Raw genomic sequence first — 18,105 nt, forward strand, 5'->3', positions numbered from 1 at the left:
CATGCGGGTATCTGAATTAATAGTTTCTTGTACCAATATAATCTGCAATTACCCTTAATGCATGGGTTACCTTCACTTGTGGCAACTGTTCTAAGAGGTCGATTCCCTTTTGCAAATAAGCGTTACTCAATTGTTCGGAATCCCGGATCGCACCTGATGCGCGGATTGAATGAATCACAGCGTCCCATTGTTCATGACTTGGATTCTTGTTCTCAAGTACTTTCCGGATACTATTGCGCAGGCCATATCGATTCATTGCGAAATAGGTTGGCAAAGTAATGTTTCCATTACGCAGATCACCGCCAGCGGGTTTGCCCAGCTGTTTCTTGGTACCTATAAAATCGAGAATATCATCCGTAATCTGATAACTCATGCCCAAATAATAGCCAAAGTAATAGAGTTTTAACCCAATTTCAGACGAACAGCCCGATGAAAGTGCCCCTAACTGACAGCTCAAAGCCATAAGCAGTGCTGTTTTCCGTTTAATTCGTCTTAGGTAGGTTCGTAAATTTTGCTTCCAATGATACAGCTCTTTTATTTGATCAATTTCACCAAGACTGAGATCGCGGATGACACGCGAAATGCTGCGGTGCACTTCAAGATTGTCCACATCTGAGATAAGCTCGATTGCCTTCGCAAAGATAAAATCGCCAGTGAACATCGCAACACGATTATTCCATTGTGCTTTGACCGTCGGTTTTCCACGTCTCAAGTCAGAATCATCAACGACATCGTCGTGAACAAGCGACGCCATATGAATTAGCTCCAGCATCACTGCTGAATCTTTAACTGCCTTTCGCTCCGCATCACCATATTCGGCGCAAAGGAGAGTCAGAAGGGGGCGTATACGCTTTCCCCCCGCTTTGAGCAAATCAAGCGATGCTTCGCTCAATAGTGGATTGGCTACAGAAAGTACAGATTCCAATTCGCGTTCAACGCTTTTTAGCTTGCTTTTTTTTTCCAAATATATTCTGGACAGGGTCATCTCTTTCACCTTTCACTAAGTCGTGGAACTGCTAGGCATGTTACCCGTTTCGATCTGGTTTCAAGCCTTTATTCCTCTATGAATAGCCGCAATACCTCCCATTAATGAGTGAACCGAAATGTTGGCAAAACCGGCCTGCTCAAACAACTTGGAAAGTGTCTTTTGGTCTGGAAATTTTGAAGCGGATTCATTTAGCCAAGCATACTCTTTATAACTTCCCGCAAACAACTTTCCAAGCATCGGCATCATAAATCGAAAATAAATGAAGTACAGTTGTCGATAAACCGGTATCTTCGTTTGCGACGTTTCAAGGCATACCAAAGTCCCCCCTGGACGAAGGACACGATTTATTTCTTTAAGAACCGTTAAATAATCCGGAACGTTCCTCAAACCGAAACCAATCGTAGCACGATCAAACGAAGCGTCTTCGTATGGAAGATCCATGGCATCACCATTTACAAGCTGCACATGTTCAAACTGATTCGCATCTTGTTTCATCTTTGCGATTTTCAACATATTATCGCTGAAATCAAGACCGACAACTCGACCCGTTGCTCCAACCTTTTCAGCAAGAGACATTGTCCAATCACCGGTACCGCAACAAACATCAATAATACGATCACCCGGTCTTGCTGCGACAAGCTCATCAGCCTTTCGACGCCACGCTTTATGTTGATTAAAACTGATCAGCGAATTCATCGCGTCGTACCGCTTATAAATTTTTTGAAAGACGTGGTGCACTTTCTCACGTTTTGCTTCTTTCTCCATTATTTCGTTCAGTCCTCTCTTTATCACCTTTATGCCGTTAGCGGCAATTGCAGGTTTATATAATCCTTTAATTTGAGAAAGAGCTCGGACTGATCCTCTGACCGTTTCAATGCTTGTGACAGTTGTGCGGTTCGGTTTTTTATTTCCGAATCTAATTTTTCAACCAGCTGGTCATCATCATCGAGGCGCATTTTTGAAAAGTATCCCGTATGTTTTTCCTCATTTCTAAGATCCCTTTCCGCAATGAGCCGTTTAATTAAGAAAAAATCACTAATGTACGGAACAACATGCTTAAAGCCCAGCTGGCGCGCGATCTTCCCTACTAGAGCGCTCTCAATTTTCTTTATTTCATGGATTAGCTCCTGCCAGCCAAAATGGACGGGAGGGAAAAATAAGGCACATTTATATTCATTAAAATTTTGTATTGCTTGAGCGACCCATTTAACAAGTTCAATATTCGATTGTCGTGCAAGTGTGTAATAGTACAGTGCACTGTAGAAATCACCGGATAGCACCGTTAGCTGCCTTTGCTTGAGCAGTTCTTTGTTCGTTCGCTTTTCGCAAGTCATGGTTTCATGGGTGTTTAATCCGATTTCAGCAACCATCACACTTTTCGTGTAGGAGCCGGCGGCTTGTTGCGGCTCATTCATTCGAAAAAGCATATAGTAAATCGTCAGCTTATCTCGATCAATGTCCGGTTTCGGCAGAACCGCTTGTACATACTCATGCTTTAATTCAAGACAAAGCTGATGACAGACCAAGTCTAATTCTTTAAATAGCGACAAAGCTTGCCCCCCCATATCAAACATTTTCAAATGGCAGAACGCATCATGCTTTCGATTCAGCTTGGATTACCCCATGTTTTGTCTGAATGGTTGCCTGCCCGTGTACCTTAATCGCTGAAGTATGCTCGGTGAACTGTGCAATCATGACCTCACCTTTATCCAGTTTCTCCGTGTGAAAAAAACGCGTTTCCGCTCCGCGGGTCAGACCAATGACATTCACACCGTCTTCTTCTGCCTTGATCACGAAGTAATCCCCTAATACTTCTTCATTTTTCAGTTCCATCAAACGATCCCTCACTTTCTTCATTGTTTAATGATTGATAAGCGACATCGCTTCCGCACGCGCATTCAAATCCTTTTGAAAAATTCCGCGTACCGCAGAAGTAATTGTTTTTGCTCCTGGTTTTTTTACACCGCGCATCGTCATACACATATGCTCGGCTTCGATTACTACAATCACCCCATAAGGCCGCAAGGTTTCAACGATACTGTTCGCAACTTCTGAAGTTAATCGTTCCTGAAGCTGCGGTCTCTTGGCAACCGCTTCAACCGCCCGTGCCAGTTTACTGAGACCAGTTACCCGTCCGCCTCTTGGAATATAGCCAACATGTGCCTTGCCGAAAAAAGGAACAAGATGATGTTCACACATTGAATAGAAGGGTATATCTTTTACTAATACCAATTCTTCATGCGCTTCATGAAACGTTTTCGACAAATATTCTCTCGGATCCTGCCGCATGCCCTGAAAGATCTCTTCGTACATACGAGCCACACGTTTCGGTGTCTCAATAAGTCCTTCCCTGTCCGGCTGCTCCCCAATAGCCTCAAGAATCATCCGAACAGCTTTCTCTATTTTTTCATGATCCACGTTCACTAAACATATCCTCCCAAATTCCATGTCCCGCAAAACGAAATCGTAAATGGTGAGCTCTATTGATTCAGGCTCAATAATGCAAATCTATGTACGATTACTTGCTCTAATAGAAAATTCTAGCATAGCCCAATACAAAAATAAAGAAAAGTTGATCGATCCTTAAGAATCCTTCCAATAAAAAACGAAGCGGGTCTGCTTCTTATGAGAATCTTCCGGCTGCCCTTCTCTAAGCCCCTTTGCTGTCGCTCTGTACTTGTTTTAATAACGATACGTTACAAGACGCTCACATCAACAGGCTGAACCGATGAACGTCGCCCTGCGCGCTATTCGCAACCGTTTGCCTTGTACAGGATCATAAACTTTCTTTAGCTTGCAAAAGGAGCCATCCGAAATGGATGGCTCCTTCCAATGTACGTCCTATGTAATCTTTCAGATCATTGGACGGCTTCTTTTAATGCTTTACCCGGTTTAAATGCCGGCACCTTGCTTGCGCTGATTTCGATTTCTTCGCCCGTTTGAGGATTGCGCCCCTTACGTGCAGAGCGTTCGCGAACTTCAAAGTTGCCAAATCCGATTAATTGAACTTTGTTGCCATCTTTCAATGCATCGGCAATCGTTGACAGGACAGAATCAACCGCTTTTGTAGCATCCTTTTTAGACAATTCTGCAGATTCTGCAACCGCAGTAATTAATTCAGTCTTATTCAACACTTTCACCTCCTTAAAAGGGATTAACTCCCCTTTTGCGCTGGATGAAACATCAACAACGCTTATCATATACGAAGTAATGGAAGAATTCAACAGCTTTTATAAAAATATTGCCCTATTATCAGCTTTTTAATCGTTCTTCCTATGAAAAAGGCGAAAAAAATTGAATCACAGCGACCGATTTGGATGGCGATGTATCCAAGCTATTTTTTGCAAAGAAAAAGACCCCTGGTGGGATCTCAAGTGATTTCATTCGCGTGTTATAGGATGATCGCAATCAGTCCCCCGGAGCCTTCGTTGATAATTCGTTCCAAGGTTTCTTTTAGTTTATACCGTGCATTTTCCGGCATTAATGCCAGTTTAGCAGAAATGCCTTCTCGAACAATCGAGTTCAAGGAACGCCCGAAAATATCGGAATTCCAAATTGAAAGCGGATCGTCTTCAAAGTCTTGCATCAGGTAGCGAACGAGTTCTTCACTCTGTTTTTCTGTTCCAATGATTGGGGAGAATTCAGATTCAACATCCACCTTGATCATATGAATGGACGGTGCGACAGCTTTCAGCCGCACACCAAAACGAGAGCCTTGCTTAATGATCTCCGGTTCATCGAGACTCATGTCATTGATGGATGGTGCTGCAATTCCATAACCGGTCTGTTTCACCATCTTCAATGCATCGGCCACTTGATCATATTCACGTTTCGCATGCGCAAATTCCTGCATCAGTTGCAGCAAGTGATCTTTACCGCGGATTTCAACGCCAACGACCTCTTTGAGCACTTGATCATAGAGATTATCCGGTGCATACAGATCAATTTCTGCCGTTCCTTTCCCCATTTCGATTCCGGACAGTTGCGCATTCTCAATGAAATCGTATTCGCCAAACGTGCCGACGACCCGATCTACATCGCGAAGCCGCTTGATATCCTTAACGGTGTCTTTGACCGCGTCTTCATAGCTCTTGCGCAGCCAGTGTTCATCGCTGAGCACCATCACCCAGCTTGGCAGGTTCACATTCACTTCCAGCACTGGAAATTCAAAAAGTGCTTCGCGAAGAATGTTGTTAATATCATGCTCCGTCATGTTCTCGACACTCTGGGCGAGACATGGGATATCGTATTTCTCAGACAATTCTTTTCGCAATCCCTCGGTTTCCGGATGGTAGGGATGCGTTGAGTTGATAATTAAAATAAACGGCTTGCCGACCTCTTTTAATTCATCAACAATGCGTTCCTCAGCTTCAACGTAATCTTCTCGGCCAATCTCTCCAATGGATCCATCAGTCGTAATGACGACGCCAAGCGTCGAGTGTTCTTGAATAACCTTGCGCGTTCCAATTTCCGCCGCTTCCTGAAAAGGAATCGGTTCGTCGTACCACGGTGTGTGCACCATGCGCGGACCATTTTCATCCTCAAATCCTTTTGCACCTTTTACCGCATAACCGACACAGTCAACGACACGAATATTGACATCCAGACCTTCTTCCACCGTAACCTTAACTGCATGATTAGGAATAAATTTAGGCTCGGTTGTCATAATCTGTTTGCCTGCTGCACTTTGCGGTAATTCGTCTTTAGCGCGAACACGGTCTGCCTCATCTTCAATATTTGGCAGAACCACCAGTTCCATGAATTTCTTAATAAACGTCGATTTCCCGGTTCGGACAGCTCCAACGACCCCTAAGTAAATATCTCCGCCGGTTCGTTCCGCAATGTCTTTGAAAATATCCACTCGTTCAAGTTTTTCCAAAGTTGGCACCCTCCCGCTCCTCCTTCTGCAATAAATTACCTCGGTGATCGTTCTAAACATATGACTTTGTCCATTAAATATGCCTATAATATTTGGATCTTCCGAAGGTGTGATCAAAGTTGGACCGGCAGCTGGACTATATGCTGCCTATCCCTATTAAGCTATTGTTTCTATGCTTTTTTATGACTACTTTGCGCAAAAAAAATTAGAGAGAAGACCATAAAGTCTTCTCTCCGCATGACTAAGTCCTTCCACGCCCTTAAACTCTTGCAAAATGGTTGACGCCCCTATATTTTATGCAAATCCTGCTTTCTTTGCCGCTGACGTCAGCCCATTACTTTTGCTTTGGGCTGAAAATTTTAGACAGTGACGAAAAATTCCCCGGTATGTTTCCTGAAGTAATCGCTTTAACAATTGCGTCTTCTTTTTCCTTAGAAACGGGTACCCCTGCTGTCTGACCAATTCGGGCAACTAAGTCTTTAACAACCTGCGGATCACTGAAATCGGCGTTAGAAACAGAATCAGCGATCTTAAAAATCTCATCTTTCTTCACGTTTGTCTTCTTCTCGATGTTATCAAAAAAAGGATTATTGGAATCCAATGAGCGTCCTCCTTTACCCTGCATTCTTTATAATGTATGCGCGGAATATTGGAGGTGTTCCTTGGCCATTAATGTTTTTGTTCCATTCGTTCGTTTAAACTGTGTGTCAACGGAGCAATTTCATCCTTCTTGTCGCGATCCATTAGTTCATCAACTGCAGTCTTTGGATGTTTTCCCTCAAAAAGAACTTGATAAATTGCGGTTGTGATCGGCATTTCGATATTCAGCCCTTCTGCCAATGCATGTGCTGCTTCTGCGGTCCGTACGCCTTCAACGACCATTCCCATTGATTTGAGGACCTCGTCAAGTTTTTGACCTTTCCCAAGCATATTTCCTGCACGCCAGTTACGGCTATGCACACTCGTACAAGTGACGATCAAATCACCCATTCCGGTTAAACCGATAAACGTCAATGGATAGGCGCCCAGTTTGGTTCCTAAACGGGAAATTTCCGCCAAACCCCGTGTAATTAGGGCTGCTTTGGCGTTATCCCCATAGCCGAGACCGTCAAGCATACCCGCACCCAGTGCTATAATATTTTTTAATGCACCGCCAATCTCAACACCAATCATGTCTTCGTTTGTGTACACTCGGAAATAATGGTTAAAAAATAAATCCTGTGCTGTTTTTGCTGCTTGGGAATTTGGTGAAGCAACGGCAACGGTTGTCGGGTGTCTAAGTGAGACCTCTTCGGCATGGCTGGGCCCGGAAAGTACAACAACCCCTGAGCGCAAGGATTCAGGAATCTCTTCCATGATCACTTCAGACATACGTTTGAATGAGCCCGGTTCAATTCCTTTAACGCCATGAATAAATAAGAGCGGGTGATTCAGTTTCGTACGAATTTGTTTAAGAACGTCGCGCATCGCTTTTGCAGGAACAACAAGCAACAATGCAGATGCATCTTTTAGTGCTTCATCTAAACGGTCGGTACCTTTGATCAAGTTGGATAGAACAACACCCGGGAGATACTTCTCGTTTGTATGCTGATTTTGAATTTCTTCCGCCTGCAGTTTCCTGTGGCTCCATAGTGAGACATTATATCCATTATCGCTAAGCACCATGGACAGCGCGGTACCCCAGCTGCCTGCACCAATTACAGCTATTTTCTTATCCATCATTTTTCCTCCTCGCTTCAGCAGTTAGATTGAACAAGAAATCGTTATGCCTGTACTTTCTTGTGTCCGAGCTTATTTTCTTTGCCATGGATCAATCGATTAATATTTGCGCGATGCTGATAGAATGCAAGAATGGTGATGAGAAAAGCCACGACCAGAACACCTGCTGAATAATTATGAAAGATCCAGCCTAAGACCGGGACCGCCAAGAGAAAAAATAAGGAACCAAGCGATACAAACCGTGTTGCAAAAATAATCAGGAGCGTGATCACTCCGGCAATCAGTGCGTAAAGCGGCATAATCATAAAGAATACACCAATGGTTGTAGCAACGCCTTTGCCGCCCTTAAAACCATAATAGATTGGAAAATCATGGCCGATTATTGAAGCCAATCCCGAAAGTGCAACGGCCCATTCTGGAAGTCCAAACGCTTGAGCAATCAAAATGCTGATCACGCCTTTCAAAACGTCCAGAAGCAAAACGCCGACAGCAGGACCAGTGCCAAGAACCCGCAAAGTATTCGTAGCTCCTGCATTCCCACTTCCGGTTTTTCGAATGTCGATCTTTTTTATTTTTTTCGTGATAAGATAACTAAAGCTTATTGATCCAATCAGGTATGAAATAATTGTTGATAGCGCAATCCACATGATTTAATGATCCCCTCTTATTTCTCATTTTTCTTGCGGGACAAGAGTTTAATTGGTGTGCCGATAAAACCGAACGTTTCACGAAATCGGTTCTCAATATGTCGTAAATAAGAGAAATGCAGCAGTTCCGGATCGTTGACAAACAGCACAAAGGTAGGCGGCCGAACGGCAACCTCCGTTACATAATAAATTTTGAGTCGTCTTCCCTTGTCGGATGGCGGCGGTGTCATTGCAACAGTATCCATGATGCAATCATTAAGCAAGCTTGTCTGAATACGCAAGCTGTGATTTTCTGCAACCTGTTGAATGACCGGCAAAATTTGATCCACTCGGCTGCCGGTAAGCGCGGAAAGAAAAACAATCGGTGCATAATCAATAAATTGAAATTGTTCACGAATCTTCTTTTCAAACTGATGCATTGTTTTGCCATCTTTTTTTACTGCATCCCATTTATTAACGACAATGATAATTGCTCGACCAGCATCATGCGCATATCCGGCAATTTTCTTATCCTGTTCAATAATGCCTTCCTCACCGTTAATTAACACAAGCACGACGTCGGCTTCTTCAATCGACCGCTGCGCACGAAGGACACTGTACTTCTCTGTCTTTTCGTAGACCCGTCCGCGGCGGCGAATCCCCGCTGTATCAATGATCACGTAGCCTTGCCCGTCTCTAGTGAACGGTGTGTCTATCGCATCACGGGTTGTCCCTGCAAGATCGCTGACGATGACTCGCTGTTTGCCCAAAATGGTGTTTACAAGAGAGGACTTCCCGACATTTGGGCGGCCGATTAGTGCGAATCGGATCGCGCCGTCATCATCTGATGCCTGTTCTGCGGCAGGAAATTTAGTAACTGCTGCATCAAGCAAATCGCCGATTCCTTGACCGTGAGCGCAAGAAATAGCGTAAGGGTCGCCAAGCCCCAGTGAATAGAACTCATACATCTGATTTCTTTGTTTATAATGATCCAGCTTATTTACGCCAAGAACAACAGGCTTACTTGAACGCCTCAGCAGCTGCGCAACCGCTTCATCCGCATCGGTCAGTCCCGTTTTTCCATCAACAATAAATAAAATGACATCAGATTCATCTACAGCAATTTCTGCTTGTGCACGCATCTGTTGCAGCAAGGGCTCATCGCCAAGCTCAATTCCGCCGGTGTCAATCACATGGAATTCGTGCGTCAGCCATGTACCGTTTCCGTACAACCGGTCCCGAGTTACTCCGGGTTTGTCCTCGACGATGGCCAGACGCCCGCCGACAATCCGATTAAATAGAGTCGATTTACCAACGTTTGGACGTCCAACGATGGCGATCGTGGGTTTAGACATAATCTTCCTCCTAGAAAGCAGTTGCGAATCACTCATCCTGTGAACCCCTACTTATCGGGCTGCTTTGGTTCACGTTTATGAAACATTGAGCCTAATTCGTGTTCTCTTTTTTTGATAGGTTTCCTTACTTAAATTAATACAGAAACAACTTTTGATTTTAACACATTTAAACGGAAAACTCTTTTATCATTTTAATCACAATAAAGGAACCTTTCCTTTTGCAGGAGAGGTTCTTCATCAAGACTCCTTGGTCATACTATATCCTTTGATCGGTCATTTAAACCGCTTTAATTCTGGTTCACATCCACTAAGATACAGAAAAAGCGAAAAAACGAAGGAAACAGGTACATGCTCCCAACAATTTCCGCTTGTTTGCTGCAATCATAGAGCTTGTTTATTTTAGCTTCTTTAATTGGTCGCCAATCATGTCGCCAAGAGAGAATCCTGTCGATGCTTCTTCGATTTCAGGATTTTCTTCCGGTTGCACTTCTTGTTTTGCTTCCTGTTGAGGTTCTTCAAGCGCCTTAATGCTTAACGATACCCGTTGTTCATCAAAATTCACATCAAGAACCTTGACCTTGATTTTCTGATTTTCGGTGAGTACCTCTTCCGGAGTTCCAATATGTTCGTGAGAAATCTCAGAAATATGAACAAGCCCTTCAACACCTGGCAGCAATTCAACAAATGCCCCAAATGGAACCAGCCTCTTTACCGTGCCTTCAAGCACGTCGCCAACGTTGATTTTTGATTTTGCAGTTTCCCATGGACCAGGCTGTGTTGCTTTAATCGACAGAGAAATTCGTTCATTTTCCGGATCTACAGCCAGCACTTTAACCTTCACATGGTCGCCTTCAGCGACTACTTCTGAAGGGATTTCGACATGATAATGGGCGAGCTGAGAGATATGAACAAGACCGTCAACGCCGCCAATATCAACGAATGCGCCAAAATCAGTCAAACGTTGAACAGTTCCCTCAAGAACAGACCCTTCCTGGATTGATTCGAGAGTTGCTGTTTTCTTTTTATCGGCTGCTTCGTCAAGGACGGCACGATGTGACAGAATGACTTTCCGTTTTTCACGGTCAAGTTCAACAATTTTCACATCAAGTGGTTTGCCCTTATAGTCGCTGAAATCTTCAACAAAATGACGTTCAACAAGTGACGCAGGAATAAAGCCGCGTACGCCCAAGTCGACAACTAATCCGCCTTTTACAACATCCGCAATTTCAACTGAGAATGTTGTTTTGTTATTGAATTTGTCTTCAAGGTCGTCCCATGCCAAATCTGCATCTACTTCACGCTTCGATAAGACGAGTTCATCGTCTTCAAGTTTTGTCACTTTGACGCTGATTTCATCGCCTTCTTTGAGCAAATCAGCAACCTTTTCAACATGGAGACTGGAAAGCTCGCTGATCGGAAGAATGCCGTCCACTTTATATCCAACATCAACTAGTGCATGTTTTTCTTCCACTTTTGTTACTTTGCCGTTTACAACTGTTCCAACATTCAAGGCATCGAATTGTGCCATATCATGATTCACTTCTTCAACCATTCTCCGGGACCTCCTTTAATTAACCAAACGAGAAAATATCCTAGTTCTAACTTCTTACAATTAACCGGTTTTGTCAAGCCGTAGAACCTGTATGAGTAGCAATCAATTGTTCGATATGCTTCATAATAATTGCGGTTACTTCGGAAGCTTTCAGTTTCCGATCTTTTAATTCTTTCATGTTTAATGGTTTGCCAAACACAACTTTCATTTTTCCGCGAAATTTAAAATTCCCGATAATGGCGCAGGGAACGACAAGCGCATTCGTTTTCAAGGCGAAAAAACCAGCGCCTGAGTAGGCATGCTGCATCTTCGTATGTTTCAAATTCCGATGCCCTTCAGGAAAAATCAACAACGCATGTCCTTCGCGAAGCAGCTTCATCGCTAAACGGATCGCCCCGCGGTCGCCTGTCCCTCTTCGAATCGGGAAGGCATTCAAGCGGTGAAGCACCGCTCCGAATAAAGGGATTTTGAACAGTTCCTCTTTAGCAACAAAGCTTAGTGGCCGTGAAAGCGATGTGCCGACTAAAGGCGGATCAAAATTAGAAAGATGATTACAACAAATCAGTGTACTGCCTTGATCCGGTACGTTCTCCTGTCCAATCACTTGGATTTTAAATCTGAAACGAAAGAACAGCGCAACTAATGGCTTCCCAATTGAATAAAGGTTCAAGATAGCTGTTTCTCCTTTACATAATGCAGAATCTGTGACACAACGTCTTCAATACTCATTGACGTTGTATCGACTGCGATTGCATCTTCTGCTTTAACCAGCGGAGAGATTTCTCGTTCCATATCTTTTTTGTCCCGCAGTGCAATCGCCGCCTTTAACGATTCCATCGATGGATGCCTGCCTTTAAGTTCCTCTTCTCGATACCTGCGAACGGCCCGCTCATCAACGGAAGCAATTAAGAAAATCTTGACCTGAGCATTGGGAAGCACATGTGTACCGATATCCCGTCCATCCATGACCACACTGCAGGATTCAGCAAGTTTTCTCTGGCGTGCAACCATTTCCGTCCGTACTTCTTCATAAGAAGATACAAGTGAAACCTGTTTGGTAACATCAGGATAGCGAATGCGTTCGGTAACATCTTCGCCATCAACATAGACTTTTTGCCCCGACTCGTCATGTACGAGTTGAATCTCTGTTCGGTCAAGCAATTGCTTTAACTGATGACCATCGTTTAAATTCGCATTTTCGCTTAGCGCTTTAAAAGTCAGTGATCGATACATTGCGCCTGTATCGATATAAACAAACCCCAATTTTTTGGCAGCAATCTTTGCAACGGTGCTTTTTCCTGCCGCTGCCGGTCCATCGATTGCCACTTGAAATAAATTCTCCATGTTCCTTGCTTGCTCCCATCCGTCTTGTCTCTTACATAGTCCTGTCACCATATCACGATCTGCGCATTTCCAGATCCATTTGTTTCTTCCTTGCTTCCAGTTGCTTTTCAAAGCAATAGCGAATGATCGGCTGCCTTTCTTTTTCCGAATCAGGGAGAAATTGAATGCTCGCCCTTTGTCCATTCGTCCTCTTATCTGTGAAAATACGTGTCACTTGTGCACGAAGTACAAGGTAATGATAGCTTCCGGATGCCGTTGGCAAAGAAAGCCATGCATGAATCATCATGTCTTCATGAAGCCCGTCGCATTTATCCGGCAGCAGAACCAACGCGCCGCCGCCGCCAAGATCACTTGTCAATGATGTAAAAGGACTGAACATACCTTCCGTCGAGTGAATCGCTATGTCGACGTTGCAAGCAACGCGAACATAGTCTCTCCGCTGAATGCTTTGCATTTGATTCTCTCCGCCAAAGCTTATTGCCAGCAACGGTACTTTACCCGCTGATCGGTGCAGCAGAGTTGTTGGGAAACGGAACACATGATCGTCAACTAAATAAACAGCCATGAAGTTCGTTCCGTTTAACAGCAAAGGCGTCCGACCTGTCTTCTCATCTATAGGATAATCGATAAGAAGCAGTTGATCCCGAATTTCTGCAAGTTTGCATCGGTAGCGCTTGATTTCGTTCTGGTTATTTCGGTGTTCTAATATGAGTGTGCTGCCGACCTTCATTTGCATCGTTGTTTCCCCCAACGCTTAATCAAACACGAGTTGCTTGATTTGCCAAGTCATGCCAATGGTTCACATCTAGCACCTATTATACATTAGATGGCTAAGTTCAGCCAAGTCATTGAGCAATACTCATCTGCGCATGATGCATGGTCAATCATTCTTTAAGCAATTCGACCTTTTCTTGATTGCCATTCGCCGCATTCAGCAATACACGATATGTGTCATTGCCCCGTGTTGCAAAGAACTCGTAACACAATACGTTCTTAAGCATTGCATTCTGGAAAACGGCAAGATCAGTTTCCTGTACTTTCAAATTCTGGTTCAATTGTTTTCGTGCTTCCGCTTCAGACAGTCCCGGTTTCAACGGCACATTGTCGCATTTATTAAACAGATAATCCGTTTGATCAAATGCAAGGATTTCACCATTATCGAGTGCCACTTTGATCCGAATTGATGCCGGGTACACACGAATGTTGTTTTTCCGCAGAACATAGGTGAGTACAGCAACATGATTATACTTGTTCCGTTTTGTCAGCTCCATATTTTTAAACGCGTGCTGGTTTAAATAGTTTCCTGATCGCTGAGACGCTTCATAAAGCGAAAGCGTTTCCTTCCTAACCGGGCGCTCAAAAAGATACCAGATCACATGCCCACCTTTTTTGGTCACCGATGCACTCAGCGAACGTTTTTTTGCTTTCATGCTGATCTCATAGGCGGGCACATTCGAACCTTTTCCCGCTTTAGCCACTTTAACAACTTGAGCATTCGAAAGTCCGGTCCATTTTTTTAAGTGGGAAACCGCCTGACTGCCGGAGACCTCTGTCCCTTTTATCGGATTTAGGTTTTTCTTCTGTAACACCACATTTTTGGGATTTTCAGGACTGAAGCTGTTTGTATATTCAGTCGCTTGGTTATCAATCCGTTTCATCCCGTCAATGACTTGATTATCTTGATTCTGGTTTTTATCTTGAAGCACATACTCAACGTCCATCCAACGCAAATGCTCTTTCATCACTTTTGCCTGGACATCCCTTAATCCGTCACGAATCGTTCGTGACTCGGAATAGAGTTGTTGAAGATTCTTATATTCTTTGTCACTTAACTTTCGATCGTTGGTCGATTTTACACCGGTGTTATAGGTGAATTCGCCGACATGTGACAAGAATTCATTGGTGCGATTAAAGGGCATCAAGGTGAGCGGAAGTTCATTCGCTGCCGCATGAGCAAGCGCACTTAAGCGCCACGTTTCAACGAGTTGCGGACGCATCGTATCGCGCGTTTGCATTGCGAGTGCTGTTCCTAATGATTCTTCCAATGAATCGACATAGTAGTTCAGTTCATGAAAAGCTTGTTGATAATGATTCTCTGCATGGATCATCACGTTCTTTTTCATTTGCCGTTCCTGAAAACCCCAAACAGCTAAACCGATAATGAGCATGACGCATGCTGCTGACAATATGATAATCCAATACCGGCGTCTCAATAAAATTACCTCCTATTTACAAAAAATGTGTTTTCCAATTTTTCCAATTTGCGGTCTTGTCCAAATCCAAGCTGAGGTTGCCGTGTCCGGATTAAAGTAATAGATCGCACCGTTTGAAGGATCCCAACCGTTAATCGCATCCATGACTGCTTTTTTTGCCGATTCATTCGGTGTCAGCCATATTTGACCATCTGAAACGGCTGTGAATGCACCCGGCTGAAAAATTACGTCAGAGATATTGTTTGGAAATCGGGGATCTGCGACACGATTGACGATGACTGCTCCGACAGCCACTTGACCTATATAAGGTTCCCCCCTTGATTCCCCATAGACCGCGTTAGCCATCAAGTTAATGTCTGATTTTGAATAGCCTTGCGGCAAATTATCAATCGTATATTTTCCCTGGTTTTGTTTTCCTGTAGTTGCAGACCCGCTTGGCGATTGAGCTTTCTTTTGAACTTGCTGACTGAGCGGAATCCCCCCATAGTAGGTAAATGTATTGCCTGCATTGAGATTGCTTATCACAAAATTACGATCGTATTGGGAAGCTTTCACCAGTTTCTGTTTTGTCTGAGCGCCTCCCATTCCATCGATCTTTAAACCAAATTGAGATTGAAAATTTCGAAGCGCCCAATAGGTTCCGTATCCGAAAGCACCATCAATTTTTCCCTTATAGAAACTGATATATTGAAGACGCGCCTGCAGTTCAATAACATCATCACCCGTATCTCCCCGCATAATGACACGATCTGAAAATGCCGCTGCCTCATTCGTGTGAACAAACAGCAGTACAGATGCGAGCATCGCAGCATAAAAAACTCGAATCAGTCGTTTTTTCAATGATTTGATCCTCCCCGAGTGTATCGAACACTCCTTGATTATTCTTCTGATTTCCAGCAACTCAGAAATCACATTTATGGTTCCAACTATGAGCCAAATTATGTATTTCATAAAAAGAGAAACGGTCGCAAAAGTGCTCGAATCACCTGCATGCGTTACTGCCTGCTTCAGCAAATGTTTCGTGTAATGAAACAAAAAAAGAGATCGTCTCATCGTTATAGGATGTTGAGACAACCTCTTCAATTCATTTATTCAGTTTATCGACGGTCATTTTTATTATTTAATGAAGCATGACATGAAAAATGTGTGGCAGAGATAAACTATAACCAGCCGCGTGTTCGTGCAGATTCAGCAATTTTATATACTCCGGCAAGAAATGCAGCCGAACGCATGGATATGCTGCGCTCCTCAGCAATATGATGAATGCGTTCAAAAGCATCGGCTAAGATCTGTCGAACACGCATTTCACCTTCTTGTTTACTCCAAATAAGCCCCTGTCTGTTCTGTGCCCATTCAATGTATGAAGCAGTCATATCTCCCGAACTGGTTAAAATTTCCGGAAGAAACAAAATGCCATTTTGGGTCATCCATTCCGCAGCATCATCAGAAACCGCATCTTCGGCCGCTTCGACGACGAGCGAGCTGTTAATCTTTTGTGACGCCCTGCCCGTAATCTGATTGGCTACTGCTGCCAAGACCATAATATCACAGGGTTTCCCCAGAAGTTGCTGACTGGTCAGCGAATGTTCATGCAGCTTCGTGATTGTTCCAAAGCTGTCTCTGCAGGCAATCAAATGCGTTAAATCAAGACCATCAGGATCATATACGGCGCCATAAGCATCGGATAAACCGGTAATCGTAACCCCTGAATCAGCGAGTGATTGAGCGACATAACCTCCGAGTTCACCAAATCCTTGAATAATCGCTGTAGCGCGACTGAGATTTATACCCTTTTTACGTGCCGCTTCTGAAATAAATAAGACGATACCACGTCCAGAAGCATGTTCCCGACTTTTCAAACCACCAAGTACAATCGGTTTGCCGGTAATAAATCCGGCCGACTGGTCGGGACACATTTTACTATACTCATCCATCATCCAAGCCATCACTTGGGAATTTGTAAAAATATCAGGCGCAGGAATGTCAAGATATGGGCCAATTACAGAACGAATGGCCTGTATGTAGCCGCGGCTCAGCAATTCAAGCTCTCGAACGGAGAGCTCTCTTGGCTCACAGAGTACGCCGCCTTTTGCTCCGCCAAACGGTATATTAAGTAAACCGTTTTTTAAACTGTTCATTAAAGACAGTCCATGCAATAAAGGTTCCGAAACTTCCGTATGAAACAAAACGCCACCTTTTGTAGGCCCAACTGAGAAGCTGTGCTGCACGCGGTAACCGGTGAACACACGAACTTGTCCATTATCCATTTTAACTGGAATTCTGACGGTAAGGGTTCTTTGAGGCGCTTTGAGCAGCTCAAAAACTTCTTCAGAATAGCCTAGTTCAGCGAGTGCTTCTTGGATCATTCCGTGTACTGAAGCAAGAAAGCAAACCTGCTTTTTTGTAAAGTCTTGTTGAAATACCGACACCAAAATCTTCCTTTCTGCGCCGGCAGCAATGAATGGCTGCATAAAGCTTATTCATGCGAATTTCACTCATGAAGCAGCCTGCTTGCGCATAAAGTCTACTATAATTATAATACCTGACACAAACAGATGGAGCGAATGAACCATTCGCTTTCTGCCCATTGCTTGTGCAAAATAAAGTAAGAAAAACGATTCCGCCGCTGACCTCCGCTTTGATTCTTGGCCAAGGCACGGATCTATTGGCTTAAGGACGGGAAAAAATCATAAACTTTCTTTATCTGCCATGAAAAACTCCGCATTACTTCGTATGCGGAGTCTTAACAAAATAGCGGTATAGATCGGCAACTGCCTGATCCTTCATCAGGCATTTCCCGTACTCTTCCAGTCGAAAGATTGTAATGGTTGATGTATTGCCGTACTCCGCAAGAATTGCAACCAACGTATCAACGTCAAACGAATCATCTAAATGGTGTTCATCGAAGTGCAGATAATATTTATGCTCAAATAGAAATAGGCTTCCTGTACGAATACCTGAATCATATAGTGTCTTCGCTAGTGCAATGACATCATCCAGCTGCTCAAACTGATAAAGAACATCTTGGCTTTCATCCATCGTTACCTGCATTTGGATAAAGTCGTCGTCATCACTGAAATCATCATCTGTTTGATCATGACTACTCTTCATCCCTTTAGACACAATCACAACCATTCCCTGTGCCGGAAGGGAAAATATTTCAACATCGATCGGTCCCGATGCTTCAAAGCCCAGCTCATCACCTGCTTCAAGCATCATGTCCCGAAAGAGTTTCTCAACGCTTGGCAAGTCGTGCCACATATCTTCTTTTGTAATGCCTCGTTCTTTAAGGTCGTCAAAAGTCAGGAAAATCTTAATCCTGTTTGCATTTAAACGTTCCAATCGCATCGCAAATGTCCCCCTTGCCGTCCAGCCTGATCTCAATTGCGCATCACTGTAGACCTTTACTGTATGTATATGATCTCAGCA

19 protein-coding genes are annotated in these 18,105 nt (G+C 43.8%); all 19 read right to left on the reverse strand.

Translation table 11 applies throughout. The features are described 5' to 3' along the window. Positions 1 to 16 precede the first annotated feature (16 nt). Positions 17 to 985 (reverse strand): polyprenyl synthetase family protein, encoded by a 969-nt coding sequence (locus tag K7399_RS05555; protein ID WP_028984218.1) that lies wholly within the window; start codon positions 983 to 985, stop codon positions 17 to 19. 60 nt (positions 986 to 1,045) lie between these two features. After that, the gene (locus K7399_RS05560; protein ID WP_128166738.1) at positions 1,046 to 1,753 is read right to left on the reverse strand and encodes a demethylmenaquinone methyltransferase; all 708 of its coding nucleotides are present in this window, start codon (positions 1,751 to 1,753) and stop codon (positions 1,046 to 1,048) included. A 29-nt stretch (positions 1,754 to 1,782) separates the two neighbouring features. Further along, positions 1,783 to 2,538, reverse strand: a complete 756-nt coding sequence (locus K7399_RS05565) for a heptaprenyl diphosphate synthase component 1 (RefSeq protein ID WP_164875489.1) — start codon at positions 2,536 to 2,538, stop codon at positions 1,783 to 1,785. Positions 2,539 to 2,581: 43 nt separating this feature from the next. After that, a complete protein-coding gene (mtrB, locus tag K7399_RS05570; protein ID WP_028976313.1) occupies positions 2,582 to 2,821 on the reverse strand; it encodes a trp RNA-binding attenuation protein MtrB in 240 nt (79 codons plus the stop codon). A 27-nt stretch (positions 2,822 to 2,848) separates the two neighbouring features. Next, positions 2,849 to 3,412, reverse strand: a complete 564-nt coding sequence (gene folE, locus K7399_RS05575) for a GTP cyclohydrolase I FolE (protein WP_028976312.1) — start codon at positions 3,410 to 3,412, stop codon at positions 2,849 to 2,851. Positions 3,413 to 3,846: 434 nt separating this feature from the next. Then, positions 3,847 to 4,119 carry an HU family DNA-binding protein gene (locus K7399_RS05580; RefSeq protein ID WP_010023597.1) on the reverse strand — a complete coding sequence of 91 codons (273 nt, stop codon included), beginning with the start codon at positions 4,117 to 4,119 and terminating at the stop codon, positions 3,847 to 3,849. Positions 4,120 to 4,379: 260 nt separating this feature from the next. After that, positions 4,380 to 5,867, reverse strand: a complete 1,488-nt coding sequence (spoIVA, locus tag K7399_RS05585) for a stage IV sporulation protein A (protein WP_037563031.1) — start codon at positions 5,865 to 5,867, stop codon at positions 4,380 to 4,382. A 334-nt stretch (positions 5,868 to 6,201) separates the two neighbouring features. Further along, positions 6,202 to 6,468, reverse strand: coding sequence for a stage VI sporulation protein F (locus K7399_RS05590; protein WP_028976310.1), 267 nt, complete (start codon positions 6,466 to 6,468; stop codon positions 6,202 to 6,204). A gap of 68 nt (positions 6,469 to 6,536) precedes the next feature. Then, a complete protein-coding gene (locus tag K7399_RS05595; RefSeq protein ID WP_028976309.1) occupies positions 6,537 to 7,589 on the reverse strand; it encodes an NAD(P)H-dependent glycerol-3-phosphate dehydrogenase in 1,053 nt (350 codons plus the stop codon). 41 nt (positions 7,590 to 7,630) lie between these two features. Next, the gene (gene plsY, locus K7399_RS05600; RefSeq protein WP_028976308.1) at positions 7,631 to 8,233 is read right to left on the reverse strand and encodes a glycerol-3-phosphate 1-O-acyltransferase PlsY; all 603 of its coding nucleotides are present in this window, start codon (positions 8,231 to 8,233) and stop codon (positions 7,631 to 7,633) included. 17 nt (positions 8,234 to 8,250) lie between these two features. Next, positions 8,251 to 9,567: a ribosome biogenesis GTPase Der gene (gene der, locus K7399_RS05605; protein WP_028976307.1), complete on the reverse strand. Its 1,317-nt coding sequence runs from the start codon at positions 9,565 to 9,567 to the stop codon at positions 8,251 to 8,253. 394 nt (positions 9,568 to 9,961) lie between these two features. Continuing rightward, complete coding sequence (gene rpsA, locus K7399_RS05610) at positions 9,962 to 11,119, reverse strand: 30S ribosomal protein S1 (RefSeq protein WP_028976306.1); 1,158 nt, start codon at positions 11,117 to 11,119, stop codon at positions 9,962 to 9,964. 73 nt (positions 11,120 to 11,192) lie between these two features. Then, complete coding sequence (locus tag K7399_RS05615) at positions 11,193 to 11,789, reverse strand: lysophospholipid acyltransferase family protein (RefSeq protein WP_028976305.1); 597 nt, start codon at positions 11,787 to 11,789, stop codon at positions 11,193 to 11,195. Further along, on the reverse strand, positions 11,786 to 12,463 hold the full coding sequence (gene cmk, locus K7399_RS05620) for a (d)CMP kinase (RefSeq protein WP_028976304.1): 678 nt from the start codon (positions 12,461 to 12,463) through the stop codon (positions 11,786 to 11,788). The genes K7399_RS05615 and cmk overlap by 4 nt, the downstream gene beginning before the upstream one ends. Positions 12,464 to 12,515: 52 nt before the next feature. Beyond that, positions 12,516 to 13,199: a flagellar brake protein gene (locus K7399_RS05625; RefSeq protein ID WP_028976303.1), complete on the reverse strand. Its 684-nt coding sequence runs from the start codon at positions 13,197 to 13,199 to the stop codon at positions 12,516 to 12,518. 148 nt (positions 13,200 to 13,347) lie between these two features. Further along, complete coding sequence (gene ypeB / locus K7399_RS05630) at positions 13,348 to 14,676, reverse strand: germination protein YpeB (RefSeq protein ID WP_197021233.1); 1,329 nt, start codon at positions 14,674 to 14,676, stop codon at positions 13,348 to 13,350. Between the two features lie 12 nt (positions 14,677 to 14,688). Beyond that, complete coding sequence (sleB, locus tag K7399_RS05635; protein WP_051575338.1) at positions 14,689 to 15,480, reverse strand: spore cortex-lytic enzyme; 792 nt, start codon at positions 15,478 to 15,480, stop codon at positions 14,689 to 14,691. Positions 15,481 to 15,836: 356 nt separating this feature from the next. Next, on the reverse strand, positions 15,837 to 17,147 hold the full coding sequence (locus K7399_RS05640) for a Glu/Leu/Phe/Val family dehydrogenase (protein WP_414625733.1): 1,311 nt from the start codon (positions 17,145 to 17,147) through the stop codon (positions 15,837 to 15,839). A 253-nt stretch (positions 17,148 to 17,400) separates the two neighbouring features. Then, complete coding sequence (locus K7399_RS05645; RefSeq protein WP_028976299.1) at positions 17,401 to 18,024, reverse strand: genetic competence negative regulator; 624 nt, start codon at positions 18,022 to 18,024, stop codon at positions 17,401 to 17,403. Between the last annotated feature and the right edge of the window lie 81 nt (positions 18,025 to 18,105).

Origin of the sequence: Sporolactobacillus terrae, from assembly GCF_019930545.1 — a bacterium.
Classification (GTDB): Bacteria; Bacillota; Bacilli; order Bacillales; family Sporolactobacillaceae; genus Sporolactobacillus; species Sporolactobacillus terrae.